Below are 22,106 nucleotides of genomic sequence, written 5' to 3' on the forward strand. Positions count from 1 at the left end.
TAGTGGTACAATAGTAGTGATAAGTAGATAAATCTAAATTTGTGGAGGGGCAGAAATGTATAAAGAAAATAATAAAATAGATTTCTCAACTAGAGCGAAAGAACTTTTTATAGACTGGTTGGTCATAAGTGCATACCTGGTATGTCTATTTATCGTATGTATTTTATTTTACAAATGGGTACTAAAAGGAATTCCCGCATTTACGCATATACAGTCTCAGATCATCGCTTTTGTTTCGTCCGTTCTTCCGATCATCTTTTTCTTTACTTATCTTGATTATAATGGTGGAAGTATTGGAAAAAGAAAGATGGGACTAAAGCTGGCTTATAAAAACAAAAACTATAGCTCTGCCTTAGTCCGAAATATAATAAAGTTTTTACCCTGGCAATTAGGGCATATGGGGACTATTAGGGGGATGTATACCGGATTCGATACTATTAGCATAGTCTTGGATATATTATCAGTTGGACTCATGTTATTTCTATTTTTCATGGGAACCATGAGAAATGATAGAAGACATTTAGGGGATTTAATCGCTGGAACTCAAGTTTTGGTGAAAAAATAAATCTTAATTATTTGAGTTCAAATCTTTAATTTACTTCAATAACATTAAGTTTCTTATTTTTTATTTCTAATATTTTATTAGAATGTACTTTTTATAACAAATAACTATCATGAGATATAAGGATAAAAGCGCCTTTATAACTATTTAGAAACTCTTCTACAGCTTCTAATGCCACTAAATCCAAAAAATTTGTAGGCTCATCAAGAATCAGTAAATTTGCATCACACGAAAGCACTTTAACCAAGGAGACTTTTACCTTTTCACCACCAGATAAATATTTAACCTTACAATTTATTTTCTCATACGCTATACCAGTCTTAGCAATTAGATTAATTATTGTTTTTTTATCTTGAGCCGAAGTACTCATTACATTCTCTAAAATAGATAATTCATCATCTAAATTACGAATATTTTGCTTAAAATATGCGATTGATAAATCAGGAGAGTAATATCCAGCAACGCCTTTATTATATAGCGCTTCAACAAATGTAGTTTTACCGGTTTTATTTCTTCCTTCGAGGATAATTTTATCAGTAAATCTGACTTCGATTATAGGATATGAAAATAATTCTCTGAAATCACTCCTCAACACACCTTCTTCAATCCTTATTAAAGAATGGACATTTTTTTCAAGATACCCAATTGATTTAAACTTCAATATCCTTTTGTTTTGAGGCTTATTTGGCTTCACCATTTTTTCTATTCTATTTTCAATTGCTTTAGCAGCTTTTGCCATTGATTTAGATTGACTATCGTAGCTTCCCATTTTAGAGTTAACCTTCCAATCTGAATTGGAAACTTTTCTATTGCGTTTAGCAATCTTATTTGCCCGGCTCTTTTTATTCTCTACCTGAGTACTTAATCTTCTTACTTCTTTCTGGTATTGTCTATATTGAAGATTCTGACGATATTCCTTTTGCTTTACCGATAAAACATAATCCTTATAAGTCAGATTATGAAGCGTAATTTTTTTATTTTTAATAACGATAAGATTATCAGCAACTGTTTCTAAAAAAAAATCTATCGTGGCTTACTAGCAAGACGGAGCCTCTAAACTTTAGTAATCTGTTGATTAACCATCCAATGTTTTCTTTATCTAAATTAGCCGTTGGTTCATCCAGTAATAATATATCCTTCTGACTGCTGAGTGCAATTTTAGCATTTCAAGAACTTGTTCACCGCCAGATTTGTTCTCATATGGGCTAATCTGGGGAACATAACTGTATTGACCATTTAATTTTAATTCACCTTCATAATTTACATCTTCCTTCATGAGCATTTTTAGAAAAGTTGTTTTACCTGATCCGTTGTCCCCAATAATACCTGTGATACTTCCAGCTGGGATATAGAATTGCTCACTCTCAAAAAGGAGATTATTGGAAACTTCTTTCCTTACATGATTTACTGTAACTATGTTCATAATACACCTCCTCATGAACACATTAACTATTATGAGGCATAATCAGATTCAATCATAGTCTCCTCACAATGATATTCTATCATTTTTAAAAAATTTAGACAAAATCTTTTGAAAAATCTTGATTTTAGCAATTTTTATTAAAATAGAGTACTATCATTGTGTAAGCGCTTAAATTTTTAAGAATAAAATGTAGAGATTTAACAAGATAAGCTAAGGGATTTCCATTCCTTGGCTTATTTTTAAGTAAGGAGATTCATATGCCTAAAAAAGCAGCTTATTTACAACTTTATTTAAAGAACTTGTCGTATATTTGGCATTCAAGTAAAATTTATGTTACTTTGATGTTTTTTATTATTCCTTTACAATCTTTAATGCCTTCTTTTACAATTTATTTTACCAATCGCCTCATAGAAGATTTATCTAATTCCAAGTCAAATTCGGTTTATCAACTACTTTTTATTTGGGGAACTACATTTTTCATCAGTAGTATCACAACTCCTCTCTTGACTGCTATACAAGGAAAATTAACAGATTTTCTAACTTTTAAACTAAATTTCGATATTATGAAAAAATCTCAAAGTCTACAGACTATTGATTATTTTGAAGATGCAAGCTTCTATCTAATGCTATGAAAGAAGTGGCGGATAAATTGGAAGGAGAAGTAAATCTCAAATAATAATAATCGTGGCTTTTGTCTAACTAGCGTAGTCTGTTCGACAAAAACGCAGATTGCAAAAGGCAGTAAAGGGCACGCTTACTGCTTTTTATGTTTCCAAAATTACCAGTGAGGTCAGGAATGGAGACATCGGTTCGTTCCAAATAGAAGTTCCCTGTATTGATGTTAATCGGCTCAAAGCCAAACTCGCAGTGGAGACCACGCCCCATCAATAGCGCATCCACATCTGCTTTTGTCTTATTGTTTAACGCAGGTGGATGGTAGGGTTTGGTCGCATTTTTTCGTGGATTGCGGATAAAGAGGGTGTTGTTCTTCACCACCAACATATCCTGAATGCGGTTATCAAAGGCGATTTGTTTGAGGGGCACACCATAGTAAGAAGCGATTTTTGGAAGCGTATCGTACTGGGTCACCTTGTAAATGAGGAAGGTGTCACTGGATTTCTTTCCACTGGTTTGAGTGTCTTTCTTACTTTCCGCATCAATCGTATAGACCTTGTTCAACTCTGGGGCTGTAAAAGGTGTCAAGGTTTGCCAGTTGGAGAGTTTATCCTTATACCGTATCATGCCTTTTTCAAACGCAGCGTCAGAGGGACTACTGTCAGGATACTTATAAGAGAAGCTAGCGGGACTTTCTCCCTTATAGTTCTTAGACGCATCGCTCAAGCTACAGGTCACTTGAGCGCCTGGTGTAGTCAAGCCATCCGCAAACACACCCTGAAACTGGAGTTTTCCTTTCTTATCGGTCTTCACCATAGTCCGAAGGTTAATGGTGGTGTTCCCAGGAAGATGAGGGGGTAGCTGGAGGAAATGGTAATATGTGTTTTTTCACATTTTTTTGAAAAATCTTCACTTCGTTTTATGAAAATGGATGAAAATATAGAATTTCCTTGAAAAAAAACCAATAAAGCGTTATCATTAAGTATGTAGAAAAAATGGAGGATTTATAATGGCACATATCCAATTTGATTATTCAAAAGTCTTGGGACAATTCGTTTCTCCAACAGAATTGGACTTTTTACAAAGCCAAGTCACAGCACTTGATACAGACTTGCGTAAGGGGACTGGAGCAGGAGCTGAGATGCTTGGCTGGCTTGATTTACCAGAAAACTATGACAAAGAAGAGTTTGCTCGCATTAAAGAAGCGGCAGCCAAAATCCAATCAGATAGCGATGTACTCGTTGTGATTGGAATCGGCGGTTCTTACCTCGGTGCAAAAGCAGCGATTGATTTCTTGAATACTTCTTTTGTAAACTTGCAAAGCAAGGAAGAGCGTAAAGCGCCACAAATTCTATACGCAGGAAACTCTATTTCATCTAGCTACTTGGCTGATTTGGTTGATTATGTAGCCGACAAGGATTTCTCTGTCAACGTGATTTCAAAATCAGGTACAACGACTGAACCAGCGATTGCCTTCCGTATTTTCAAAGAATTGCTCGTGAAAAAATACGGTCAAGAAGAAGCAAATCAACGAATCTATGCAACGACTGACCGTGAGCGCGGAGCTGTAAAAGTGGAAGCAGATGCCAATGGTTGGGAAACATTTGTTGTGCCAGACAATGTTGGAGGACGTTTCTCTGTCTTGACCGCTGTAGGCTTGCTGCCGATTGCGGCATCAGGTGCAGACATCACAGCCCTTATGGAAGGTGCAAATGCGGCTCGTAAGGACTATGCGTCTGACAAGATTGCTGAAAATGAGGCTTACCAATATGCAGTTGTGCGCAATATCCTTTACAGAAAAGGATACGTAACAGAAATCTTGGCAAACTATGAGCCATCTTTGCAATACTTTAGCGAATGGTGGAAACAACTGGCTGGTGAGTCAGAAGGAAAAGACCAAAAGGGTATTTACCCAACTTCAGCGAATTTCTCAACAGATTTGCACTCACTTGGTCAATTTATCCAAGAAGGCTACCGTAACCTTTTTGAAACAGTAATCCGTGTAGACAAGCCAAGAAAAAATATCTTGATTCCAGAAATGGCAGAAGACTTGGATGGTCTTGGCTACCTTCAAGGAAAAGATGTGGATTTCGTCAACAAAAAAGCAACTGACGGTGTCCTTCTTGCCCACACTGACGGTGGCGTACCAAATATGTTTGTTACTCTTCCACAACAAGATGAGTTTACACTTGGTTACACTATCTACTTCTTTGAATTGGCCATCGCCCTTTCAGGCTACCTCAATGGGGTGAACCCATTTGACCAACCAGGTGTAGAAGCCTACAAGAAGAATATGTTTGCCCTTCTTGGAAAACCAGGATTTGAAGAACTTGGTGCCGCATTAAACGCACGATTGTAATTGTTAAATCGTAAGATGAAAACCAGCCATCGGCTGGTTTTTTCTTTGTGAAAAAAGAACGGACACATTGTCAAATGCCATAAAGTAAGGGGGCGTTGTCGCAAAAGTTTGTGAACAAAATAACTTTAAGAACATTTGACAAAAACATTGACAAAAGGAAAGAAAACGATTACAATGGATTTGAAAACAATTGACACAAAGGTTGTCAAAAGACAAAAGGAGGCCTGCTATGACATTATATGGCAAATTGTTGGAACGTGAGGCACAAGGAAATCCTATCAAAGTAGGTGTCATTGGTGCTGGGCAAATGGGAACAGGAATGGTGGCTCAAGTCTCGACAATCCCAGGTATGGAGGTACGAGGCATCAGCGATATTCGTCTGGAAAACGCTCAGCGTGCTGCTGACGCTTACAATGCTTCTTCAGAAAAGAAAGTAGATATTCTGCTGACTACTGATTTTAAGGAAGTGATTCATTCCGAAGAAGTGGAAGTGATTGTTGATGCGACAGGTGTGCCGGAGGCGGGTGCTAAAATTTCGTTGGAAACTTTGATGGCGAAGAAACATCTTGTTCTCTTGAACGTAGAGGTAGATATTACCATAGGTCCTCTCATGAAGAAAATGTACGATGCGGCCGGTCTTGTTTATACAGGATCAGATGGTGATGAGCCAGCAGCGACTGCTCAATTGTACGAGTTTGCAAAAAGCATGGGAATGAAGGTTTTGGTCGCAGGAAAGGGAAAGAACAACTCTTTGAAAGTTGAGGCAAATCCTGATACGACAGCGGAAGAGGCAGCCTCTAAGAAGATGAGTGCCCACATGTTAGCCGCTTTTCAAGATGGCACAAAGACAATGGCGGAAATGAACTTATTGTCAAATGCAATTGGCTTTGTACCAGATGTGACGGGTATGCATGGTGTGTCTGCCGATTTGCAAGGTACAGTTGAAAAGCTAGACTTGAAAGAAAATGGCGGTGTTCTCAGCAAGTTTGGAGTTGTGGAGTATGTTGATGGTATTGCACCTGGTGTCTTTGTCATTGTTGAAGGGCAAAATGAAGGCGTAAAACATGAAATGAACTACTTGATGAAGGTGGGAGATAGAGTGCATCATATTCTATTCAGACCATATCATTTATGTAGTTTAGAAACTCCATTGACAGTTGCTAGAGCTGTTTTGGAACATGACCATGCGATTGTTCCATTGGGGGCTCCAGTTGCAGAAACGGTTGCTGTTGCTAAACGCGATATCAAAGCAGGTGAACGAATTGACGGAATCGGTGGTTACTGCGTTCGGGGTGTTATTGAAACACATGAAAATACATGTGCAATGAGGCACATTCCAATCGGTTTGGTTGGTGGAGCATCTGTTGCCAAACGCGATATTTCAAATGGTACTTTCTTGACAGAAGAGGATATCCAATTGGACGAAACAACAACTGTTTACAAATTACGTAAACTTCAAGACGAAACATTTAACTAAAGAGATGAGAGGAATTAGATGGCGAAATTGGCAATTGTACTGACGGTGATTTTACTATTTCAATTGATTCTGAGCTTATATCAAGTCCGATATTACCAGCAATTCATGAGCGATTTGGTGGAAAAATACAAGCATACAAGTGACTACTATCTCGTATCAGAAGTCGTCAAGTCTCGTTTGTCATCTAATACTCTTGCTCTGATACATAATAAAAATAAGGTTATTATAGAGGCGTATTATCTACGTGGAATGACCATTTTTTCTAAATTTAAACCTTGTGACGCCGTTGTTGGCCATTGTTTAAATAAACAATTGTTAGCAGTTGTACAAGGGGATAAGCTGAAAGAACGAGCCATCAGCATGTTGATTGAAAAAAGTGGTCAGTAGGAGGTGGAAATGGAAGAATTTAAAGTCGTAGAAATTGGAGAAATGGTACCGGCATTTGAAGAAGAAATGTTGATTGTACTCTTTGGAGAGCAAGCTCCTCCTGAATTGAGGGCAATCTGTGTGGTGCATGATTATCAAGCAAGTAAGGATGATGTTTTACAAGTTGGAACAAAAATTCGAATGGGTGGTCAGGAGTACACTTTGACAAAAGTGGGAGGTGCTGCCAATGCTAACTTTGCTGAGCTTGGACATGTTTCGATTTACTTTAGACAGGGGGAAAATGATATTTTACCGGGGGCAGTAATTGCAGAGCCGATGATTTTTCCCAAATTAGCGCCGGGAGATACAATAAACATCATGAATAATTGAGGGTTGTGGTATAATTTCTGTAGATAACCGAACAAAGGGGAATGAACTATGGAAAAGTACACAGAAAAAGACTATGTCAAGGTCGCTGTGATGTATTACGATGAGGGGATGACACAGGCAGAAATAGCTAAAAAATTAAAGGTTTCTCGCTCTCTCATTTCGAAGATACTCATTGATGCTAGAGAAGCAAAAATTGTCGAAGTGTTTATTAACAGCCAGTCCGTTGTGACAGCAAAACTGGAAAGAGAGATTGAAAAACGGTTTAATGTATCTAGTGTAGTGGTGGTTGATACAGATGGACTGAGTGTGGCGGAGATTAAGCGAAAAGTGAGTCGAGCAGCTGCCGGACATTGTGAATCCTATATCAAGCGTAATACGAACATTCGGAGTATCGGGGTTTCGTGGGGAGAAACATTGAAATATATGATTGATTATTTCCCCTATGTGAGCTACCCTCAAATACATATCTATCCATTGGTGGGAGGAATGGGCAATGAGTATTTCTATCTTCATTCTAACCAGCTCGTTCAGACCTTGGCTCAAAAAATGGGAGCACTAGCCCATTACTTATATGTCCCTGCGATGGTTTCTAGTGTGAGCTTGAAAGAGGAGTTGGAGCGCGATTCTACGATTTCATGTGTGATGGATGAGAGTCGCAACGTTGACTTTGCGATTGTTGGCCTAGCCTCCTTGATTGAAGAGAGTACAATGACTCGGACAGGCTATATTTCACATGATGATGTGGAGCAATTCAAGCAATTAGGAATTATTGGTGACATCAATTCTCAATTTTTTGGTCGTCACGGAGAATCAGACTTTGAAATCAATCGTCATGTGGTAGGCTTGAGTATTGAAGATATAAAGAATATCCCAGCGGTGATGGCTGTTTCTTATGGAGAAGAAAAGGCCGACGCTATTAAAGTAGCACTTGAAAATCAATTGCTCAATATGTTGGTGACGACGGATAAAACCGCAAAAAAATTATTAAGTATGTAGAATGGAAGCTATTTGAAACGAATAGTTTCTTCTAAAAAACCAAAAAGAAAGCGCTTGCCCTTCGTGGTAGAGGTAGAATAATGAAATATATTGAATGGTTTGGTGAAAATTTTATAGGCATCTTTCAAGCAGGAGGAGAGCAGTTTGTGGGGTATTTAACAGGAATTGTACCGCTACTAGTGGCTCTCTTGACCTTTACAAATGCCTTGATTGCCTTGATTGGTAGGGATAAGGTCAATCATTTTATCCGTGCTTGCGCGAAGTATACGGTATTGCGGTATACATTGATGCCGTTATTTGCCGTATTATTGATGACCAATCCGATGGCTTATACTTTTGGTCAGTTCTTAAAGGAGGAAGAAAAACCTGCTTTCTATGATGCAGCCGTCAGTATGGTTCACCCTGTAACAGGACTCTTTCCTTATGCGAATGCAGGAGAATTGTTTGTCTTTTTAGGAATCGCAAATGGTGTCGTAGAAGCTGGCTACTCTCAAGGGAGTTTGGCAGTACGTTATTTTCTAGCCGGATTAGTCGTTATTTTGATTAGAGGTGTAGTAACAGAGCGGTTGACAAAATTCTTGATGCAACGAACAGCGATACAAAAATAATAGTTTATACTCAAAGAAAATCAAAAAGCAAACCAGGAAGCTAGCCGAAGGCTGCTTCTATAGTCCAGTGGACTATAGAAGGTTGGAAATAGAACTTGCGAAAGCAAGTAACTATTGTAGAGTACGGAATTGAGTTCGAGCTAAGCACTGTGTGAAAAAGATAAATCTTCCTAGAGTCTACAGACTCTTCGTCAGATTTCCTATTTTCACTTTGTGTTTTTAACGCTCTCACATCTTATGCAAGGCGACGCTGATAACGTTTGAATTTGATTTTCAAAGAGTATTAGAAAGAGGTGATGAATATGCCTGAATATAAAGCGGTCTTTGTGAGACCGGGAGATAATGGTTGGGGAGACGGTTTGAGGGTCCATCCAACTACAGAAAAAAATAAAATCGTATCTGTAACAGGTGGGGGGATCCACCCAGTGGCACAACGTGTCGCTGATTTGACAGGAGCGGAAGTGGTAGACGGTTTTAAAAATGCCGTTCCAGACAGCGAAATCGCAGCAGCTGTCATTGACTGCGGGGGGACAGCACGGATTGGAGTATATCCAATGAAGAATATTTTGACCTTAGATGTGTTGCCATCTTCTCCGTCAGGTCCTTTGTCAAAACATATCAATGTTCGTAACTTTGTTTCAGGGGTGAAACCAGACTGTGTGGCACTTGTAGGTGCTGATGAGCCTGTTAGTGTGGCACAAGAAGAACCTGTTTTGCTTGATAAGGAAGAGTTCAAAGAAAAGTACGCTGCGGTAAAAGAAGAACATCGGAACAACCAAGCGATGCAGGATAGCTTTTTAGTTCGTTTCTCAAGAAAAATAGGCAATGTCATGGGAATCTTTTACCAAGCAGGTCGTGATACCATGGAGATGCTATTTAAGAATATCCTTCCTTTCATGGCTTTCATGAGTACCATTATCGGTATTATCAATTACACTGGTGTGGGAAATGTTATTGCCAATCTCCTTGAGCCTCTGTCGGGTTCAATCCTTGGTTTTGTGGTTATTGCCTTTATTTGTAGTATTCCATTGATTTCTCCTGTTATTGGACCGGGTGCTGTTATTGCTCAGGTGATTGGGGTTTTGATTGGGACACAGATTGCAAGAGGAACGATACCTGTTACCTATGCCTTGCCAGCTTTATTTGCAATCAATGCACAGGTAGGTTGTGACTTTATTCCAGTTGGTTTATCTTTGGGAGAAGCAAAGCCTGAAACAGTGTCAATCGGTGTGCCTGCTATCTTATACAGTCGTGTTGTAACAGGTGCCTTAGCTGTTATTATTGGTTGGATCTTTAGTATCGGTATGTACTAATTAGTAGTGATGAAAAAGGAAACATTATGAAAACAAATTCAAAACAGATGTATCGAGTGGCAAAGCAGCAGGGATTTGCTATCCCTCATGCCAATTTTATTGACCTAAATTCAGCGAGAGCCTTTGTTCAAACGGCTGAGAAGAGGGGGCTGCCGCTACTACTGGCCTATGCCCAGTCTCACCAGTCTATCTTGTCCTTAGAAGAGGCGGCTGCGATTGGCAACGTTATGGCGGATTCGGTCAGCGTGCCGATTGTCCTTCATTTGGACCACGGAGAAGATTTTGATTTTATCAAACGTGCGATTGAGCTTGGCTTTACTTCTGTTATGATTGATGCTTCACAGAAATCATTTGAGGAAAACGTGCGCTTGACCAAGGAAGTAGTCGAATATGCCCATGCGCGTGGTGTCGTTGTCGAAGCAGAATTGGGGCATGTGGGGGCAAATGATACTTCAGAGGCCACTCAAGTAACGGACTCTGTCTATACGGAAGTCAAAGATGTGCAAGACTTTGTGGCTCAGACACATGTGGACTCCTTAGCTATTTCCATTGGGACAGCTCATGGTATTTATAGAGGGGTACCGAAGATCAATTTTGAGCGGCTACATGAAATTGCGGAGTTGACTTCTGTTCCGCTGGTTCTGCATGGGGGGTCTTCATCAGGTGACGACAATCTTGGCCGCTGTGCGCATGAGGGCACTACGAAGATCAACATCTATACCGACTTCATCGTGTCGGCCTTTGAAGCCATTCAAGATAAAGCGCCGCAGGATTACATTGGTCTAAAACAGGTTGCGGATCAGGCGATGGGAGCGATGTTGGATCACTATTATGATGTATTTGGTACCAAAGCAGTAAAGGGGTAGCTAGATGAGAAAAGTAGCAGTAAAAGCACCATTTTTCATGTTTAATCCCAAATCCTACCTTTATGGGGAAGAGTTGGAAGGTTTTGCAAAGGTTGCAGAAGAATTGGCCCTTGAATACCCAGACGTTTCGGTCTTTATGACGAGTCCGTTTGCAGATATTCGTGGCGTTGCAGCGCATACAAATCAGGCGATTGTCTCGGCTCAACATATCGATGGGATCAAACCAGGTCGTGGAATGGGGCATGTGCTAGCGGATTCGGTCTATGCAGCAGGAGCAAGAGCTACCTTTTTGAATCATGCAGAACGCCCTTTGAGTTTTGATGAATTGGTTCGAACCGTTGTGAGGGCAGATGAGTTGGGCATGGTGACGATTGTTTGTGCCAATTCACTTAAGGAAGCAAAGGCCATTGCAACCCTAGAACCAGACATTATCCTTTGTGAACCAACAGAATTAATCGGAACAGGCAATACCAGTGATGCTTCCTACGTTACTGCGACAAATGAAGCCATTAAGGCGATTTCGCCAACGACCCTCGTCATGCAAGCGGCGGGAATCAGCAAACCTGAGGATGTCTATCGTGTGATTGAATTGGGTGCAGATGGTTCTGGTTGTACGAGTGGGATTACAGAAGCAGAGAATCCCCATCAAATGTTACGAGACATGGTGAAAGCTGCAGACAAGGCATGGAGAGAAAAAGGATGAAGATTTACAAAGAAACCTTTACAGTAGAAACTGAGGCGGGCAAAGCGACTTATGTTAATATTACGCCACAACTGAGAGACATTGTCAAAAAAAGCGGGGTTGAAAATGGGCTACTGGCCATGATTTCGCCCCATACGACCTGTGCTGTCTTTTTTGAAGAATTTGTTCATGATTATAACGATGAGGGTGATGAATTCTTGCAAGTCGATTTGAATCATGTATTGGAAAAAATGATTCCAGATCATACGAGTGCAGACACGTATATCTATCCTGGGGAAGAGCATTATAAATGCGTAGAGGCTTGGCCGAATGCGGCGGAATATTTACCAGATGGTGACCGTCGCGCCTTGTGGAATGGTGATAGTCATATCAAGGCCACCTTGATTGGGTCTAGCCAATTGGTTGATGTAACCGCAGGTGACTTGGGGGTCGGCAGCACAGGATATTTCTATTTTGTCGACTACGATAAAACGCGGAAACGTGTCCGTAAGTGTCAGGTCACGGTGTTTGGGGAATAAGGTGTCATATGTTGAGACCAACCGAAATGGTTGGTTTTTTTTGTACTTAGAGAAAGATAAGCCGATACAGTCCAAACGTGAACACATGCCTGTGTTTTATTTGGTCTTTTTGTATGCGTTTACAAAGAATATAATGAGAGTAGGAAAACAAAAAATAAAGAAAAGGAGAAACTGGAATGGAGATTTTGAAAGACATTCTGAATTGGTTCTCGCAAAATATCTTGCAGAATCCAGCCTTCTTTGTCGGACTTTTAGTCCTTGTCGGCTATGCTCTCTTGAAAAAGCCCGGGCATGACATCTTTGCAGGATTTGTCAAGGCGACAGTTGGGTATATGATTTTGAACGTAGCAGCAGGGGGCTTGGTTAGTACCTTCCGCCCAATCCTTGCAGCGCTCAACTTCAAATTCAATATCGGTGCGGCCGTTATTGACCCCTACTTCGGTTTGACAGCAGCCAACACCAAGATTCAGGAGATGTTCCCTGATTTTGTTGGTGCGGCGACAACAGCGCTCTTGATTGGTTTTGGTGTCAACATTTTGTTGGTTGCTTTCCGTAAAATCACCAAGGTTCGGACACTGTTTATCACAGGTCATATCATGGTACAACAAGCGGCCACCATCTCGCTTATGGTTCTCTTTCTGATTCCTCAGTTGAGAAATGGGTATGGCGTCACTGCGATTGGGATTATCTGTGGTCTTTACTGGGCAGTCAGCTCTAATATGACTGTAGAAGCTACTCAGCGCTTGACAGGCGGAGGTGGCTTTGCTATCGGTCACCAACAACAGTTTGCGATTTGGTTTGTTGATAAGGTTGCCGGAAAACTTGGTAAAAAAGAGGAAAACCTCGATAATTTGAAGTTGCCCAAATTCCTGTCTATCTTCCACGATACAGTGGTTGCCTCTGCAACCTTGATGCTCGTGTTCTTTGGTGCGATTCTCCTCGTCTTAGGACCAGAAGTAATGGCAAATAAGGAAGTCATCACCTCAGGAACTCCTTTCAACCCAGAGAAACAAGACTTTTACATGTATATTATCCAAACAGCCTTTACCTTCTCTGTCTATCTCTTTATCTTGATGCAGGGGGTACGGATGTTCGTCAGCGAATTGACCAATGCCTTCCAAGGGATTTCAAACAAATTGCTTCCAGGGTCATTCCCAGCGGTGGACGTTGCAGCTGCTTTCGGTTTTGGTTCTCCAAACGCAGTCCTTTCTGGTTTTGCCATTGGATTGGTCGGACAACTGGTTACCATTGTACTGTTGATTGTCTTTAAAAATCCAGTTCTGATTATCACCGGTTTCGTGCCAGTATTCTTTGACAATGCAGCGATTGCGGTGTATGCAGATAAACGCGGAGGTTGGAAAGCGGCAGTTATTCTGTCCTTTATCTCAGGTGTGCTTCAAGTAGCACTTGGTGCTGCCTGTGTTGCCCTCCTTGAGTTGGCAGCTTATGGTGGTTACCATGGAAATATTGACTTTGAACTTCCTTGGTTAGGATTTGGCTACCTCTTCAAAGCGCTCGGCATTATCGGCTATGTCTTGGTGTGTGTCTTCTTCCTTGCTATTCCGCAAATTCAGTTTGCTAGAGCAAAAGATAAAGAAGCCTATTATCGTGGGGAAGCTCAAGAATAATGAACGAAATGGATGCGTAAGCAACTCTCTATCTTATGTAATAAAACAATAATAATCTTTTAGGAGGAAACAAAAATGGTTAAAGTATTGACAGCATGTGGAAATGGTATGGGATCATCTATGGTGATTAAGATGAAGGTAGAAAATGCCCTTCGTAATCTTGGTCAAAGTGATTTTACCGTCAATTCTTGTAGTGTGGGTGAGGCAAAAGGTCTTGCGGCAGGTTATGACATCGTGATTGCATCTGTTCATTTGATTGATGAATTGCAAGGGCGTACCAATGGAAAATTAGTTGGTCTTGACAATCTCATGGACGATAACGAAATCAAAACAAAATTGCAAGAAGCCTTGTAATCGGTTATAGGATATGGAGAGGCTGGGATGAGTCATTCCAGCTTCTTTGATAGAGAAGGAAAGGAGAACTGATATGAATTTGAAAAAAGCCTTTACAGAAAATAAATCAATCCGTCTGGGCTTGACAGCAGAAACGTGGGAGGAAGCGGTACGCTTGTCAGTGGCTCCCTTGATTGAAAGCGGAGCGGTTACAGAGGAATACTACCACGCTATTATTGAATCAACCAAGGAATACGGTCCTTACTATATTTTGATGCCGGGAATGGCGATGCCCCATGCCCGTCCAGAAGCGGGGGTCGTGCGTGATTCCTTTTCCCTTATTACCTTGACCAAGCCCGTTGTCTTTTCAGATGGCAAGGAGGTTAGCGTTCTCTTGACGCTTGCTGCGACCAGTTCAGACATTCATACATCTGTTGCCATTCCACAAATCATCGCCCTCTTTGAATTGGAAAATTCAATCGAGCGCTTGGTGAACTGCCAGTCAGAAGAAGAAGTTCTTGCCATGGTAGAAGAGTCTAAGAACAGTCCATATCTTGAAGGATTGGATCTGGAATCCTAATGGCGTCACTGTCTGTTACGATCTTGCTCGCTTCAACAGTCTAGGAATAGACTGTTGAAGGTGGGAAATAGAACGAGCTCTGCTCGTGTCAGTGGCTTTTGTATCTTATGTAATTGAACTCGGGCTACAACTCGCTGACAAAAAGATAAATTTCATTGGTTGCAAGCAACCTGCTTCGATTTCCTATTTTGTCTAGGAGTTGCTTCACGCCCTCGTATCTTATTTTAGAAAAGAGATTTTTTATGACAAAACATATTCCAAATTTACAGGTTGCTCTTGATCATTCTGATTTGCAGGGTGCGATTAAGGCGGCGGTGTCCGTCGGTCATGAAGTTGATGTGATTGAGGCTGGAACGGTTTGCTTGCTCCAAGTGGGGAGCGAGTTGGTCGAAGTGTTGCGCAGTCTGTTTCCAGATAAAATCATCGTAGCAGATACCAAGTGTGCAGATGCTGGTGGTACAGTTGCGAAAAACAATGCAGTGCGTGGTGCAGACTGGATGACTTGTATCTGTTCGGCAACCATTCCAACCATGAAAGCAGCCTTGAAAGCCATCCAAGAAGTTCGGGGTGACAAGGGAGAAATCCAAGTGGAACTCTACGGTGACTGGACGTATGAACATGCTCAAATGTGGCTTGATGCGGGTATTTCTCAAGCTATTTATCACCAATCTCGTGACGCTCTTCTTGCTGGTGAAACATGGGGTGAAAAAGACTTAAATAAGGTGAAAAAATTGGTTGACATGGGCTTCCGTGTATCTGTCACAGGTGGGCTTGATATTGATACCTTGAAACTCTTTGAAGGAGTAGATGTCTTTACCTTTATCGCTGGTCGTGGTATTACAGAAGCACCCGACCCAGCAGCAGCAGCGCGTGCCTTCAAGGATGAAATCCGCCGCATTTGGGGGTAGGCTATGGCAAGACCGATTGGAATTTATGAAAAAGCAACACCTAAGCATTTTACGTGGTTAGAACGGTTGGAGTTTGCAAAAGAACTAGGCTTTGACTTTGTAGAAATGTCAGTGGATGAGAGCGATGACCGGTTGGCACGGCTTGATTGGACCAAGGAAGAGCGTTTGGATCTTGTCAAGGCGATTTACCAAACAGGAATCCGCATTCCGACCATTTGTTTCTCTGGTCACCGTCGCTACCCGCTCGGTTCAAATGATCCTGTCCTTGAGGCGAAGTCGCTTGAAACCATGCAAAAGTGCATCGAGTTGGCACAGGACTTGGGAGTACGGGTGATTCAGCTGGCAGGCTATGATGTTTATTACGAGGAAAAATCACCTGCAACCCGTGAGCGTTTCTTGAAGAACTTACGCAAGGCTTGTGATTGGGCGGAGCAAGCTCAGGTGATGCTGGCTATTGAAATCATGGATGATCCGTTCATCAACAGCATTGAAAAGTACTTGGCAGTTGCTCATGAAATCAACTCGCCCTATCTCTTTGTCTACCCAGATACAGGAAACCTTTCTGCTTGGCACAATGATTTGTATAGCGAATTTGTCATCGGTCATCAAGCGGTTGCAGCCCTTCATTTGAAGGATACCTATGCTGTAACGGAGACCTCTAAGGGGCAATTCCGTGATGTACCGTTTGGACAGGGTTGCGTTGACTGGGAAACGACCTTTGCCATTTTGAAGAAAACCAACTATCAAGGACCATTCCTGATTGAAATGTGGTCTGAAAATTGCGAAACTGTCGAGGAAACACGGGCAGCCATTAAAGAAGCCCAAGATTTCCTTTACCCATTGATTGAGAAAGCGGGGTTGAACTAAATGCCAAAATCACTAGAAGAAATGCGCAAGCGGGTCTATGAGGCCAATCTAGCACTGCCAGAACACGGTCTGGTGAAGTTCACTTGGGGTAATGTTTCTGAGGTCTGCCGTGAGTTGGGACGAATTGTCATTAAGCCGTCTGGTGTGGACTATGACAAACTTAGCCCAGAGAATATGGTCGTAACAGACTTGGACGGAAATGTTGTTGAAGGCGACCTCAATCCATCGTCTGACCTAGCGACCCATGTGGCGCTTTACAAGGCTTGGCCAGAAATCGGTGCGGTTGTCCATACCCATTCTACCGAAGCAGTTGGCTGGGCGCAGGCAGGGCGTGATATTCCGTTTTATGGAACAACTCATGCAGATTATTTCTACGGTCCCATTCCTTGTGCTCGTTCGCTCACGGCTGATGAGGTCAATACAGCTTATGAGAAAGAAACGGGAAGTGTCATCATTGAAACCTTTGCGGAACGTGGGATTGATCCTGTTGCAGTTCCTGGAATTGTGGTACGCAATCATGGTCCGTTTACTTGGGGGAAAGATCCTGCACAGGCAGTTTACCATTCTGTCGTGCTAGAAGAGGTTGCGAAAATGAACCGCTTCACTGAGCAAATCAATCCGCGTGTGGAGCCTGCTCCTAAGTACATCATGGACAAGCACTACCTTCGCAAACATGGTCCAAATGCCTATTATGGACAAAAGGGTGATGCGCATTAAGAGTTAGCTGTATATAAAAGAGAGGGGATACGGATAAAGGAAAATTCCCTCTTCTTCTTTTTAAGATTACCTTGAAACAGTGGTATACTATCTATAGAAGAAAAAGGAGATGATTGAAGTGGTCTTACTAGATAAGAGTAGCTATGAATTGTTAAGGTATGTAATGCGGCTGACAAATCCAGAAACAGTCATGAGCATTTCGCGGGCGCTGGGACAGTCCAGACGAAAAATCTATTATCATCTTGAGAAAATCAATGATTCTCTTCCTAGTGATGTGGAGCCCATTGTCAGTATTCCAAGAGAGGGTATCTTATTGTCTGACAGCCAAAAGGTAGCCTGTCAGCTTCTCTTGGATAGTGTGGATTCCTACAGCTATGTGATGAGCATGGAGGAGCGGATTCAGCTCATGACCATTTATATTGCAATCACCTCAGAGCGTGTGACGATTGAAAAACTCATGGATTTAACCGATGTATCACGCAATACGGTTTTAAATGATTTGGGGGAAATTCGAGCGAAATTGACTCTGGAGCCATTTCAGGTGTACCTCTATGCGACGAAGTCGGAAGGTTATTTTTTCAAATGCCATCCACTCAATAAAATTCAGTATATCCACTCTCTGCTCTATGATGTATTTTCACATCCCAATGAAGGCTTTTTAACCATTCTCAATAAAAAGGTGCCTCGTTTTGAAGGATGTGAGCGCTTGTTTAGCGCAGATATTGTCGCCTTCTTAGCAGAGCAGGTTACGCAACTAGAGATCGACTTAGGTAAAAAAATCAATCATTATGAGATTGAATTTATGCTGAAGGTCCTACCCTATTTGCTTTTAAGTTACCGCAATATGGTCTTGGAAGCTACTGAACAAGCAGAAATCCTACAGGAATTTGCGCTGATTCGCAAACGGATTGAGTACCATGCTGCTCAGAATCTGGCTGCCTCCCTCTTTGAACAGTTTGAGGTGGCGCTGGATGAGATTGAGATTTCCTTGATTGCCATGCTTCTCCTCTCCTATCGCAAGGATAAAGATATTCATACCAATAGTCAAGACTTCGCAGAAATGAAGGAGGGCTTAGAGCGTTTTGTTGATGAATTTTTGCGCTGTTCTGCCTTTGAAATTGATAATCGTGAAACCTTGATACGCAATCTCGTCATGCACTCCAAGGCTCTGCTTTTTCGAAAGACTTATGGGATTCTATCTAAAAACCCCTTGACGAGTCAGATTAGACAAAAATATAAGGATTTATTTGCCACTGTCAAAGTAGTTGCCTCGTATACTTTGGAAGCAGAGTGGCTGATTCAGATGAATGATGATGACATCTCTTATTTCACTGTTCATATCGGAGGTGCCTTGAAACACAGACCGATTAATGGAAAAACATTCCGAAATATTTATCTGGTCTGTGATGAGGGAGTAGGTGTCCAAAAGTTATTGTATAAACAATGCCAAGCCTATCTACCGACAGATAGTATCAAGGCAGTCTTTACAACAGAACAATTTCATAGCGTGGAAGATATTTTGGAAGTGGATTTGCTCATTTCCACTAGTGATACTTTGCGAGCTTCTTTTCCGATCTTGCAGGTTAGCCCTGTCCTCACCTATGAGGACGTCATGAAATTGAATTATTTTTTGACCTATCATACGATGAAGGATAACGCTGAGCAGTTGCAGCCTCAGCTACAGCGCCTTCTTTCACGCTATATTTCAAAAGAAGAAGATGTGAGAGAAGCTGCGGACAAAATACAGGAATTATTCCAAAGTGACTTCTTTTTAGCCACCGTCGAAAAGGGCGGACTAAAAGACTTATATTAACCCTGTGTAGAACTGGACGAAATGTCCAGCTTTTTTAGATTGGAGTTTGATTGACGGAGAGGGAGAGTTTTCAACTTGAAGGTGGTCGTGATTGTTGATGAAGAGGTTCAATCGTTGTTTTAATGGATAGTAGGTAGATAAGTGGTCTGCCCCCGCTTAGAGCAATATAGGAAGTGACTTTTTCGTAAAGTAAAGGAGTTGACTTCTGTTTTTAAACGTAATACAATGGTGTTACTGAAAAAGTAAGGAGACTTGTTATGACTACGATTACCTTGAAAGTATCTGAAGCCGATAAAACGTTTATGAAGGCTATGGCTAAGTTTGAAGGAGTATCATTGTCTGAACTTATCCGTACAAAAACACTGGAAGCTTTGGAAGATGAATACGATGCACGAGTTGGTGAAATAGCTTATCAGGAATATTTGGATGATGTAGCACATGGTCATAGGGCATTAACACTTGAAGAAATGGCAGAGGAGCTAGGTATTGAGTTACAGGGTTAAACTATCGCCAAAGGCACAAAAGCAGTTACGAAAACTGGACAAGGGTATTGCAGGCCTAATTGTGAGATACTTATACAAACACGTAGACGGAACGGATAACCAAAGGGAAAAGGGAAAGGGATTGACTGCTAATCGGTCTGGTCAATGGCGGTATCGGATTGGCGATTATCGTGTTATTTGTGAGATTATCGATGATGACTTAGTGGTACTAGCGATAACGGTCGGTCATCGTAAAGATATTTATTAAATTTGGCAAGGAATGATAGTAATGATAGATAAGTGGAGCCATTGAGGGCAGAACGGTTCCTGCCGCACTGCGTACTAGCTATCCGAGGTGCAGGGCACCAGTTTACAGTTATGCTAATCTATCGATTGGCGCTAGCTATCTTGTCTAGTGCATTTTTTGTTTTCAACTTCTATCGGTCATAAATCTCCTCCTTTAGACTGATGTGCCCAGTATTCCTCTATGTTACACTGTATTCACCCCTAAAATTTTTCATAATATCTCCTGCACCAGCTATTAGGCTGGTGTTTTTTGTTGGGTAGAAATAGTCAGGGGATTCAACGAATCCAGTGGATTAGTTGAACCTGATCCTAGAAATAAGAGAGCGAGGTTAGTCGGGGAAAGTAAAATAATCCGGTGGAGAGTTTCTTCAAACAGGGTACAGTCGCTTTTTCACGCCTTCATATCCTGTGGTGTGGAATTGTATTCGAGCTAAAAGTCACTATGAAAAAGATAGATTTCCTCGTGTTCATCGAACACATCGTCAATCTCCTATTTTCATTAGGACTTTTTTAACGCTCTCACGACTTAGACGAACACGGGCTAAACTCTGTGCGAAAAAGAGACGCAGATGTTATCGCTTTAGCGAGTTGCAGTTATAAATAAATGCCTTTAGGGATTAGGCTGAAAACCTCCACGGGAGCTTTTCACTCGTCATGTTTCCTAATTTTCAGTCGCTTTTTTCACGCCCTCGTATTTTATGACAGTCCAGCTGTGAACACATACCTGTGTTTTATTTGGTCTTTTTGTGGAGGAATGAAAGCGTTATACTATGACTATACATAAGCTATCAGGAGGAACTATTATGGCAAAAGTAAATGAAATTACAAGAGAATCTTGGATTTTAAGCACATTCCCAGAATGGGGAACATGGCTCAATGAGGAAATCGAAGAAGAAGTGGTTCCAGAAGGAAACTTCTCGATGTGGTGGTTGGGCAACTGTGGAATTTGGCTCAAAACACCGGGCGGTGCAAACATTGTTATGGATCTTTGGTCAGCGCGTGGTAAATCAACGAAGAAAGTAAAAGACATGGTTCGTGGACACCAAATGGCAAATATGGCAGGCGTTCGCAAACTCCAACCAAACTTGCGCGTGCAGCCAATGGTTATTGATCCATTTGCCATCAATGAATTGGACTACTATCTTGTGTCTCACTTCCATAGTGACCATATTGACATCAATACGGCAGCAGCTATTGTGAACAATCCTAAATTAGACCATGTGAAATTTGTCGGCCCTTACGAGTGTGGCGAAATCTGGAAGAAGTGGGGGGTTCCGGAAGAGCGTATTATCATTGTAAAACCAGGTGATAGCTTTGAAATCAAGGATATGACGGTTCATGCGGTAGAATCTTTTGACCGTACGTGCTTGGTGACCCTTCCAGTAGAAGGTGCAGATGCCCAAGATGGTGAATTGGCTGGACTTGCGGTGACAGATGAAGAAATGGCGCGCAAGGCTGTAAACTATGTCTTTGAGACACCGGGTGGAACAGTATACCATGGTGCGGACTCTCACTTCTCAAACTACTTTGCTAAACATGGACGTGACTTTAAGATTGATGTTGCCTTGAACAACTATGGTGAGAACCCACTTGGAATCCAAGACAAGATGACGTCAATTGACCTTCTTCGCATGGCTGAAAATCTTCGTGCTAAGGTTATCATCCCAGTTCACTATGACATCTGGTCAAACTTTATGGCTTCAACTGATGAAATCCTAGAATTGTGGAAGATGAGAAAAGAACGTCTGCAATACCAATTCCACCCGTTCATCTGGGAAGTCGGTGGTAAGTACACCTATCCAATGGATCAAGATCGTATTGAATACCATCACCCACGCGGATTTGATGATTGCTTCTTAGAAGATTCCAATATCCAATTTAAGGCATTGCTATAAGATTGGGTAGTAGACACGTTTATTCATGGGTTGTGATTGTACCTAGTGTCCTGTTTTCGTCTTCATCATTTATTTTTACCATGCAGTCAAACTCCTAGAGGAGCGAAAACAATCATTTGAATCTAGGTATTCACGGTTCTAAATAGCAATTAAAAGAAGGGGCATACTCCCTTCTTTTTTTGTAAAGCTGAATGGTGCATAATATCAGCTTTTAGAAAAATAATTAGCATGTTTTTACAAGAATAAATTGACAAACCACTCAAAAGTAGTCACAATAAAAAGCAAACAAAAATATAGTTGTTTTGCTTTAAAATACGTGGTAAAATAGAATTATAGCCTATATTGAGTTTAGAAAACGTGTGCTGTCTCGTTGTGGGAAGG

General features: G+C 41.3%; 25 protein-coding genes. 22 read left to right on the plus strand and 3 right to left on the minus strand.

All coding sequences use genetic code 11. The annotated features are described in order from the left end of the window. Positions 1 to 55: 55 nt before the first annotated feature. Positions 56 to 565 (plus strand): RDD family protein, encoded by a 510-nt coding sequence (locus E4T82_RS04200; RefSeq protein ID WP_135181621.1) that lies wholly within the window; start codon positions 56 to 58, stop codon positions 563 to 565. A gap of 91 nt (positions 566 to 656) precedes the next feature. Here the strand turns inward: E4T82_RS04200 and E4T82_RS04205 are convergent, their stop codons facing one another. Both E4T82_RS04205 and E4T82_RS04210 read right to left on the minus strand, forming a co-directional pair. Continuing rightward, on the minus strand, positions 657 to 1,331 hold the full coding sequence (locus E4T82_RS04205) for an ATP-binding cassette domain-containing protein (RefSeq protein WP_135181622.1): 675 nt from the start codon (positions 1,329 to 1,331) through the stop codon (positions 657 to 659). 330 nt (positions 1,332 to 1,661) lie between these two features. Further along, positions 1,662 to 1,985: an ATP-binding cassette domain-containing protein gene (locus E4T82_RS04210; protein WP_167753560.1), complete on the minus strand. Its 324-nt coding sequence runs from the start codon at positions 1,983 to 1,985 to the stop codon at positions 1,662 to 1,664. Positions 1,986 to 2,242: 257 nt separating this feature from the next. On the opposite strand from E4T82_RS04210, the gene E4T82_RS04215 reads away from it, so the two are divergent. Then, positions 2,243 to 2,617, plus strand: coding sequence for a hypothetical protein (locus tag E4T82_RS04215; protein ID WP_135181624.1), 375 nt, complete (start codon positions 2,243 to 2,245; stop codon positions 2,615 to 2,617). Between the two features lie 67 nt (positions 2,618 to 2,684). On the opposite strand, the gene E4T82_RS04220 is transcribed toward E4T82_RS04215, so the two are convergent. Beyond that, positions 2,685 to 3,416 (minus strand): hypothetical protein, encoded by a 732-nt coding sequence (locus tag E4T82_RS04220; RefSeq protein ID WP_228065048.1) that lies wholly within the window; start codon positions 3,414 to 3,416, stop codon positions 2,685 to 2,687. 193 nt (positions 3,417 to 3,609) lie between these two features. On the opposite strand from E4T82_RS04220, the gene E4T82_RS04225 reads away from it, so the two are divergent. From E4T82_RS04225 to ulaG, 20 genes are all read left to right on the plus strand, one after another. After that, positions 3,610 to 4,959, plus strand: coding sequence for a glucose-6-phosphate isomerase (locus E4T82_RS04225; RefSeq protein WP_135181625.1), 1,350 nt, complete (start codon positions 3,610 to 3,612; stop codon positions 4,957 to 4,959). 229 nt (positions 4,960 to 5,188) lie between these two features. Then, the gene (locus tag E4T82_RS04230; protein ID WP_135181626.1) at positions 5,189 to 6,436 is read left to right on the plus strand and encodes an NAD(P)H-dependent oxidoreductase; all 1,248 of its coding nucleotides are present in this window, start codon (positions 5,189 to 5,191) and stop codon (positions 6,434 to 6,436) included. Between the two features lie 18 nt (positions 6,437 to 6,454). After that, positions 6,455 to 6,823, plus strand: a complete 369-nt coding sequence (locus E4T82_RS04235) for a transcriptional regulator GutM (protein WP_135181627.1) — start codon at positions 6,455 to 6,457, stop codon at positions 6,821 to 6,823. A 9-nt stretch (positions 6,824 to 6,832) separates the two neighbouring features. Beyond that, a complete protein-coding gene (locus E4T82_RS04240) occupies positions 6,833 to 7,192 on the plus strand; it encodes a PTS glucitol/sorbitol transporter subunit IIA (protein WP_135181628.1) in 360 nt (119 codons plus the stop codon). A 48-nt stretch (positions 7,193 to 7,240) separates the two neighbouring features. Further along, a complete protein-coding gene (locus tag E4T82_RS04245) occupies positions 7,241 to 8,188 on the plus strand; it encodes a sugar-binding transcriptional regulator (protein ID WP_135181629.1) in 948 nt (315 codons plus the stop codon). An 80-nt stretch (positions 8,189 to 8,268) separates the two neighbouring features. Beyond that, entirely contained in the window at positions 8,269 to 8,796 is a 528-nt protein-coding gene (gene srlA / locus E4T82_RS04250; protein WP_135181630.1) for a PTS glucitol/sorbitol transporter subunit IIC, read from the plus strand. Between the two features lie 302 nt (positions 8,797 to 9,098). Beyond that, the gene (srlE, locus tag E4T82_RS04255) at positions 9,099 to 10,109 is read left to right on the plus strand and encodes a PTS glucitol/sorbitol transporter subunit IIB (RefSeq protein ID WP_135181631.1); all 1,011 of its coding nucleotides are present in this window, start codon (positions 9,099 to 9,101) and stop codon (positions 10,107 to 10,109) included. 26 nt (positions 10,110 to 10,135) lie between these two features. Further along, the gene (locus E4T82_RS04260) at positions 10,136 to 10,975 is read left to right on the plus strand and encodes a class II fructose-bisphosphate aldolase (protein WP_194185868.1); all 840 of its coding nucleotides are present in this window, start codon (positions 10,136 to 10,138) and stop codon (positions 10,973 to 10,975) included. Between the two features lie 4 nt (positions 10,976 to 10,979). Beyond that, on the plus strand, positions 10,980 to 11,678 hold the full coding sequence (locus tag E4T82_RS04265; protein WP_135181633.1) for a triose-phosphate isomerase: 699 nt from the start codon (positions 10,980 to 10,982) through the stop codon (positions 11,676 to 11,678). After that, on the plus strand, positions 11,675 to 12,196 hold the full coding sequence (locus E4T82_RS04270) for a YjbQ family protein (RefSeq protein ID WP_135181634.1): 522 nt from the start codon (positions 11,675 to 11,677) through the stop codon (positions 12,194 to 12,196). Before E4T82_RS04265 ends, E4T82_RS04270 begins: the two co-directional genes overlap by 4 nt. A 176-nt stretch (positions 12,197 to 12,372) precedes the next feature. Further along, a complete protein-coding gene (locus tag E4T82_RS04275) occupies positions 12,373 to 13,824 on the plus strand; it encodes a PTS ascorbate transporter subunit IIC (RefSeq protein WP_135181635.1) in 1,452 nt (483 codons plus the stop codon). Between the two features lie 75 nt (positions 13,825 to 13,899). Then, on the plus strand, positions 13,900 to 14,178 hold the full coding sequence (locus E4T82_RS04280) for a PTS sugar transporter subunit IIB (protein WP_135181636.1): 279 nt from the start codon (positions 13,900 to 13,902) through the stop codon (positions 14,176 to 14,178). A gap of 73 nt (positions 14,179 to 14,251) precedes the next feature. Continuing rightward, positions 14,252 to 14,737: a PTS sugar transporter subunit IIA gene (locus E4T82_RS04285; RefSeq protein WP_135181637.1), complete on the plus strand. Its 486-nt coding sequence runs from the start codon at positions 14,252 to 14,254 to the stop codon at positions 14,735 to 14,737. A 242-nt stretch (positions 14,738 to 14,979) separates the two neighbouring features. Beyond that, complete coding sequence (locus E4T82_RS04290) at positions 14,980 to 15,645, plus strand: 3-keto-L-gulonate-6-phosphate decarboxylase UlaD (protein ID WP_135181638.1); 666 nt, start codon at positions 14,980 to 14,982, stop codon at positions 15,643 to 15,645. Between the two features lie 3 nt (positions 15,646 to 15,648). Continuing rightward, positions 15,649 to 16,512: an L-ribulose-5-phosphate 3-epimerase gene (locus E4T82_RS04295; protein ID WP_135181639.1), complete on the plus strand. Its 864-nt coding sequence runs from the start codon at positions 15,649 to 15,651 to the stop codon at positions 16,510 to 16,512. After that, positions 16,513 to 17,229: an L-ribulose-5-phosphate 4-epimerase gene (locus E4T82_RS04300; RefSeq protein ID WP_135181640.1), complete on the plus strand. Its 717-nt coding sequence runs from the start codon at positions 16,513 to 16,515 to the stop codon at positions 17,227 to 17,229. 118 nt (positions 17,230 to 17,347) lie between these two features. After that, positions 17,348 to 19,042, plus strand: coding sequence for a BglG family transcription antiterminator (locus E4T82_RS04305; RefSeq protein ID WP_135181687.1), 1,695 nt, complete (start codon positions 17,348 to 17,350; stop codon positions 19,040 to 19,042). Positions 19,043 to 19,299: 257 nt separating this feature from the next. Further along, a complete protein-coding gene (relB, locus tag E4T82_RS04310) occupies positions 19,300 to 19,545 on the plus strand; it encodes a type II toxin-antitoxin system RelB family antitoxin (protein ID WP_135181641.1) in 246 nt (81 codons plus the stop codon). Then, positions 19,529 to 19,792: a type II toxin-antitoxin system RelE family toxin gene (locus E4T82_RS04315; RefSeq protein ID WP_135181642.1), complete on the plus strand. Its 264-nt coding sequence runs from the start codon at positions 19,529 to 19,531 to the stop codon at positions 19,790 to 19,792. The genes relB and E4T82_RS04315 overlap by 17 nt, the downstream gene beginning before the upstream one ends. A gap of 841 nt (positions 19,793 to 20,633) precedes the next feature. Continuing rightward, positions 20,634 to 21,725 carry an L-ascorbate 6-phosphate lactonase gene (gene ulaG, locus E4T82_RS04320; protein WP_075098602.1) on the plus strand — a complete coding sequence of 364 codons (1,092 nt, stop codon included), beginning with the start codon at positions 20,634 to 20,636 and terminating at the stop codon, positions 21,723 to 21,725. The last annotated feature ends 381 nt before the right edge of the window (positions 21,726 to 22,106 follow it).

The organism is Streptococcus cuniculi, assembly GCF_004570575.1.
GTDB lineage: Bacteria > Bacillota > Bacilli > Lactobacillales > Streptococcaceae > Streptococcus > Streptococcus cuniculi_A.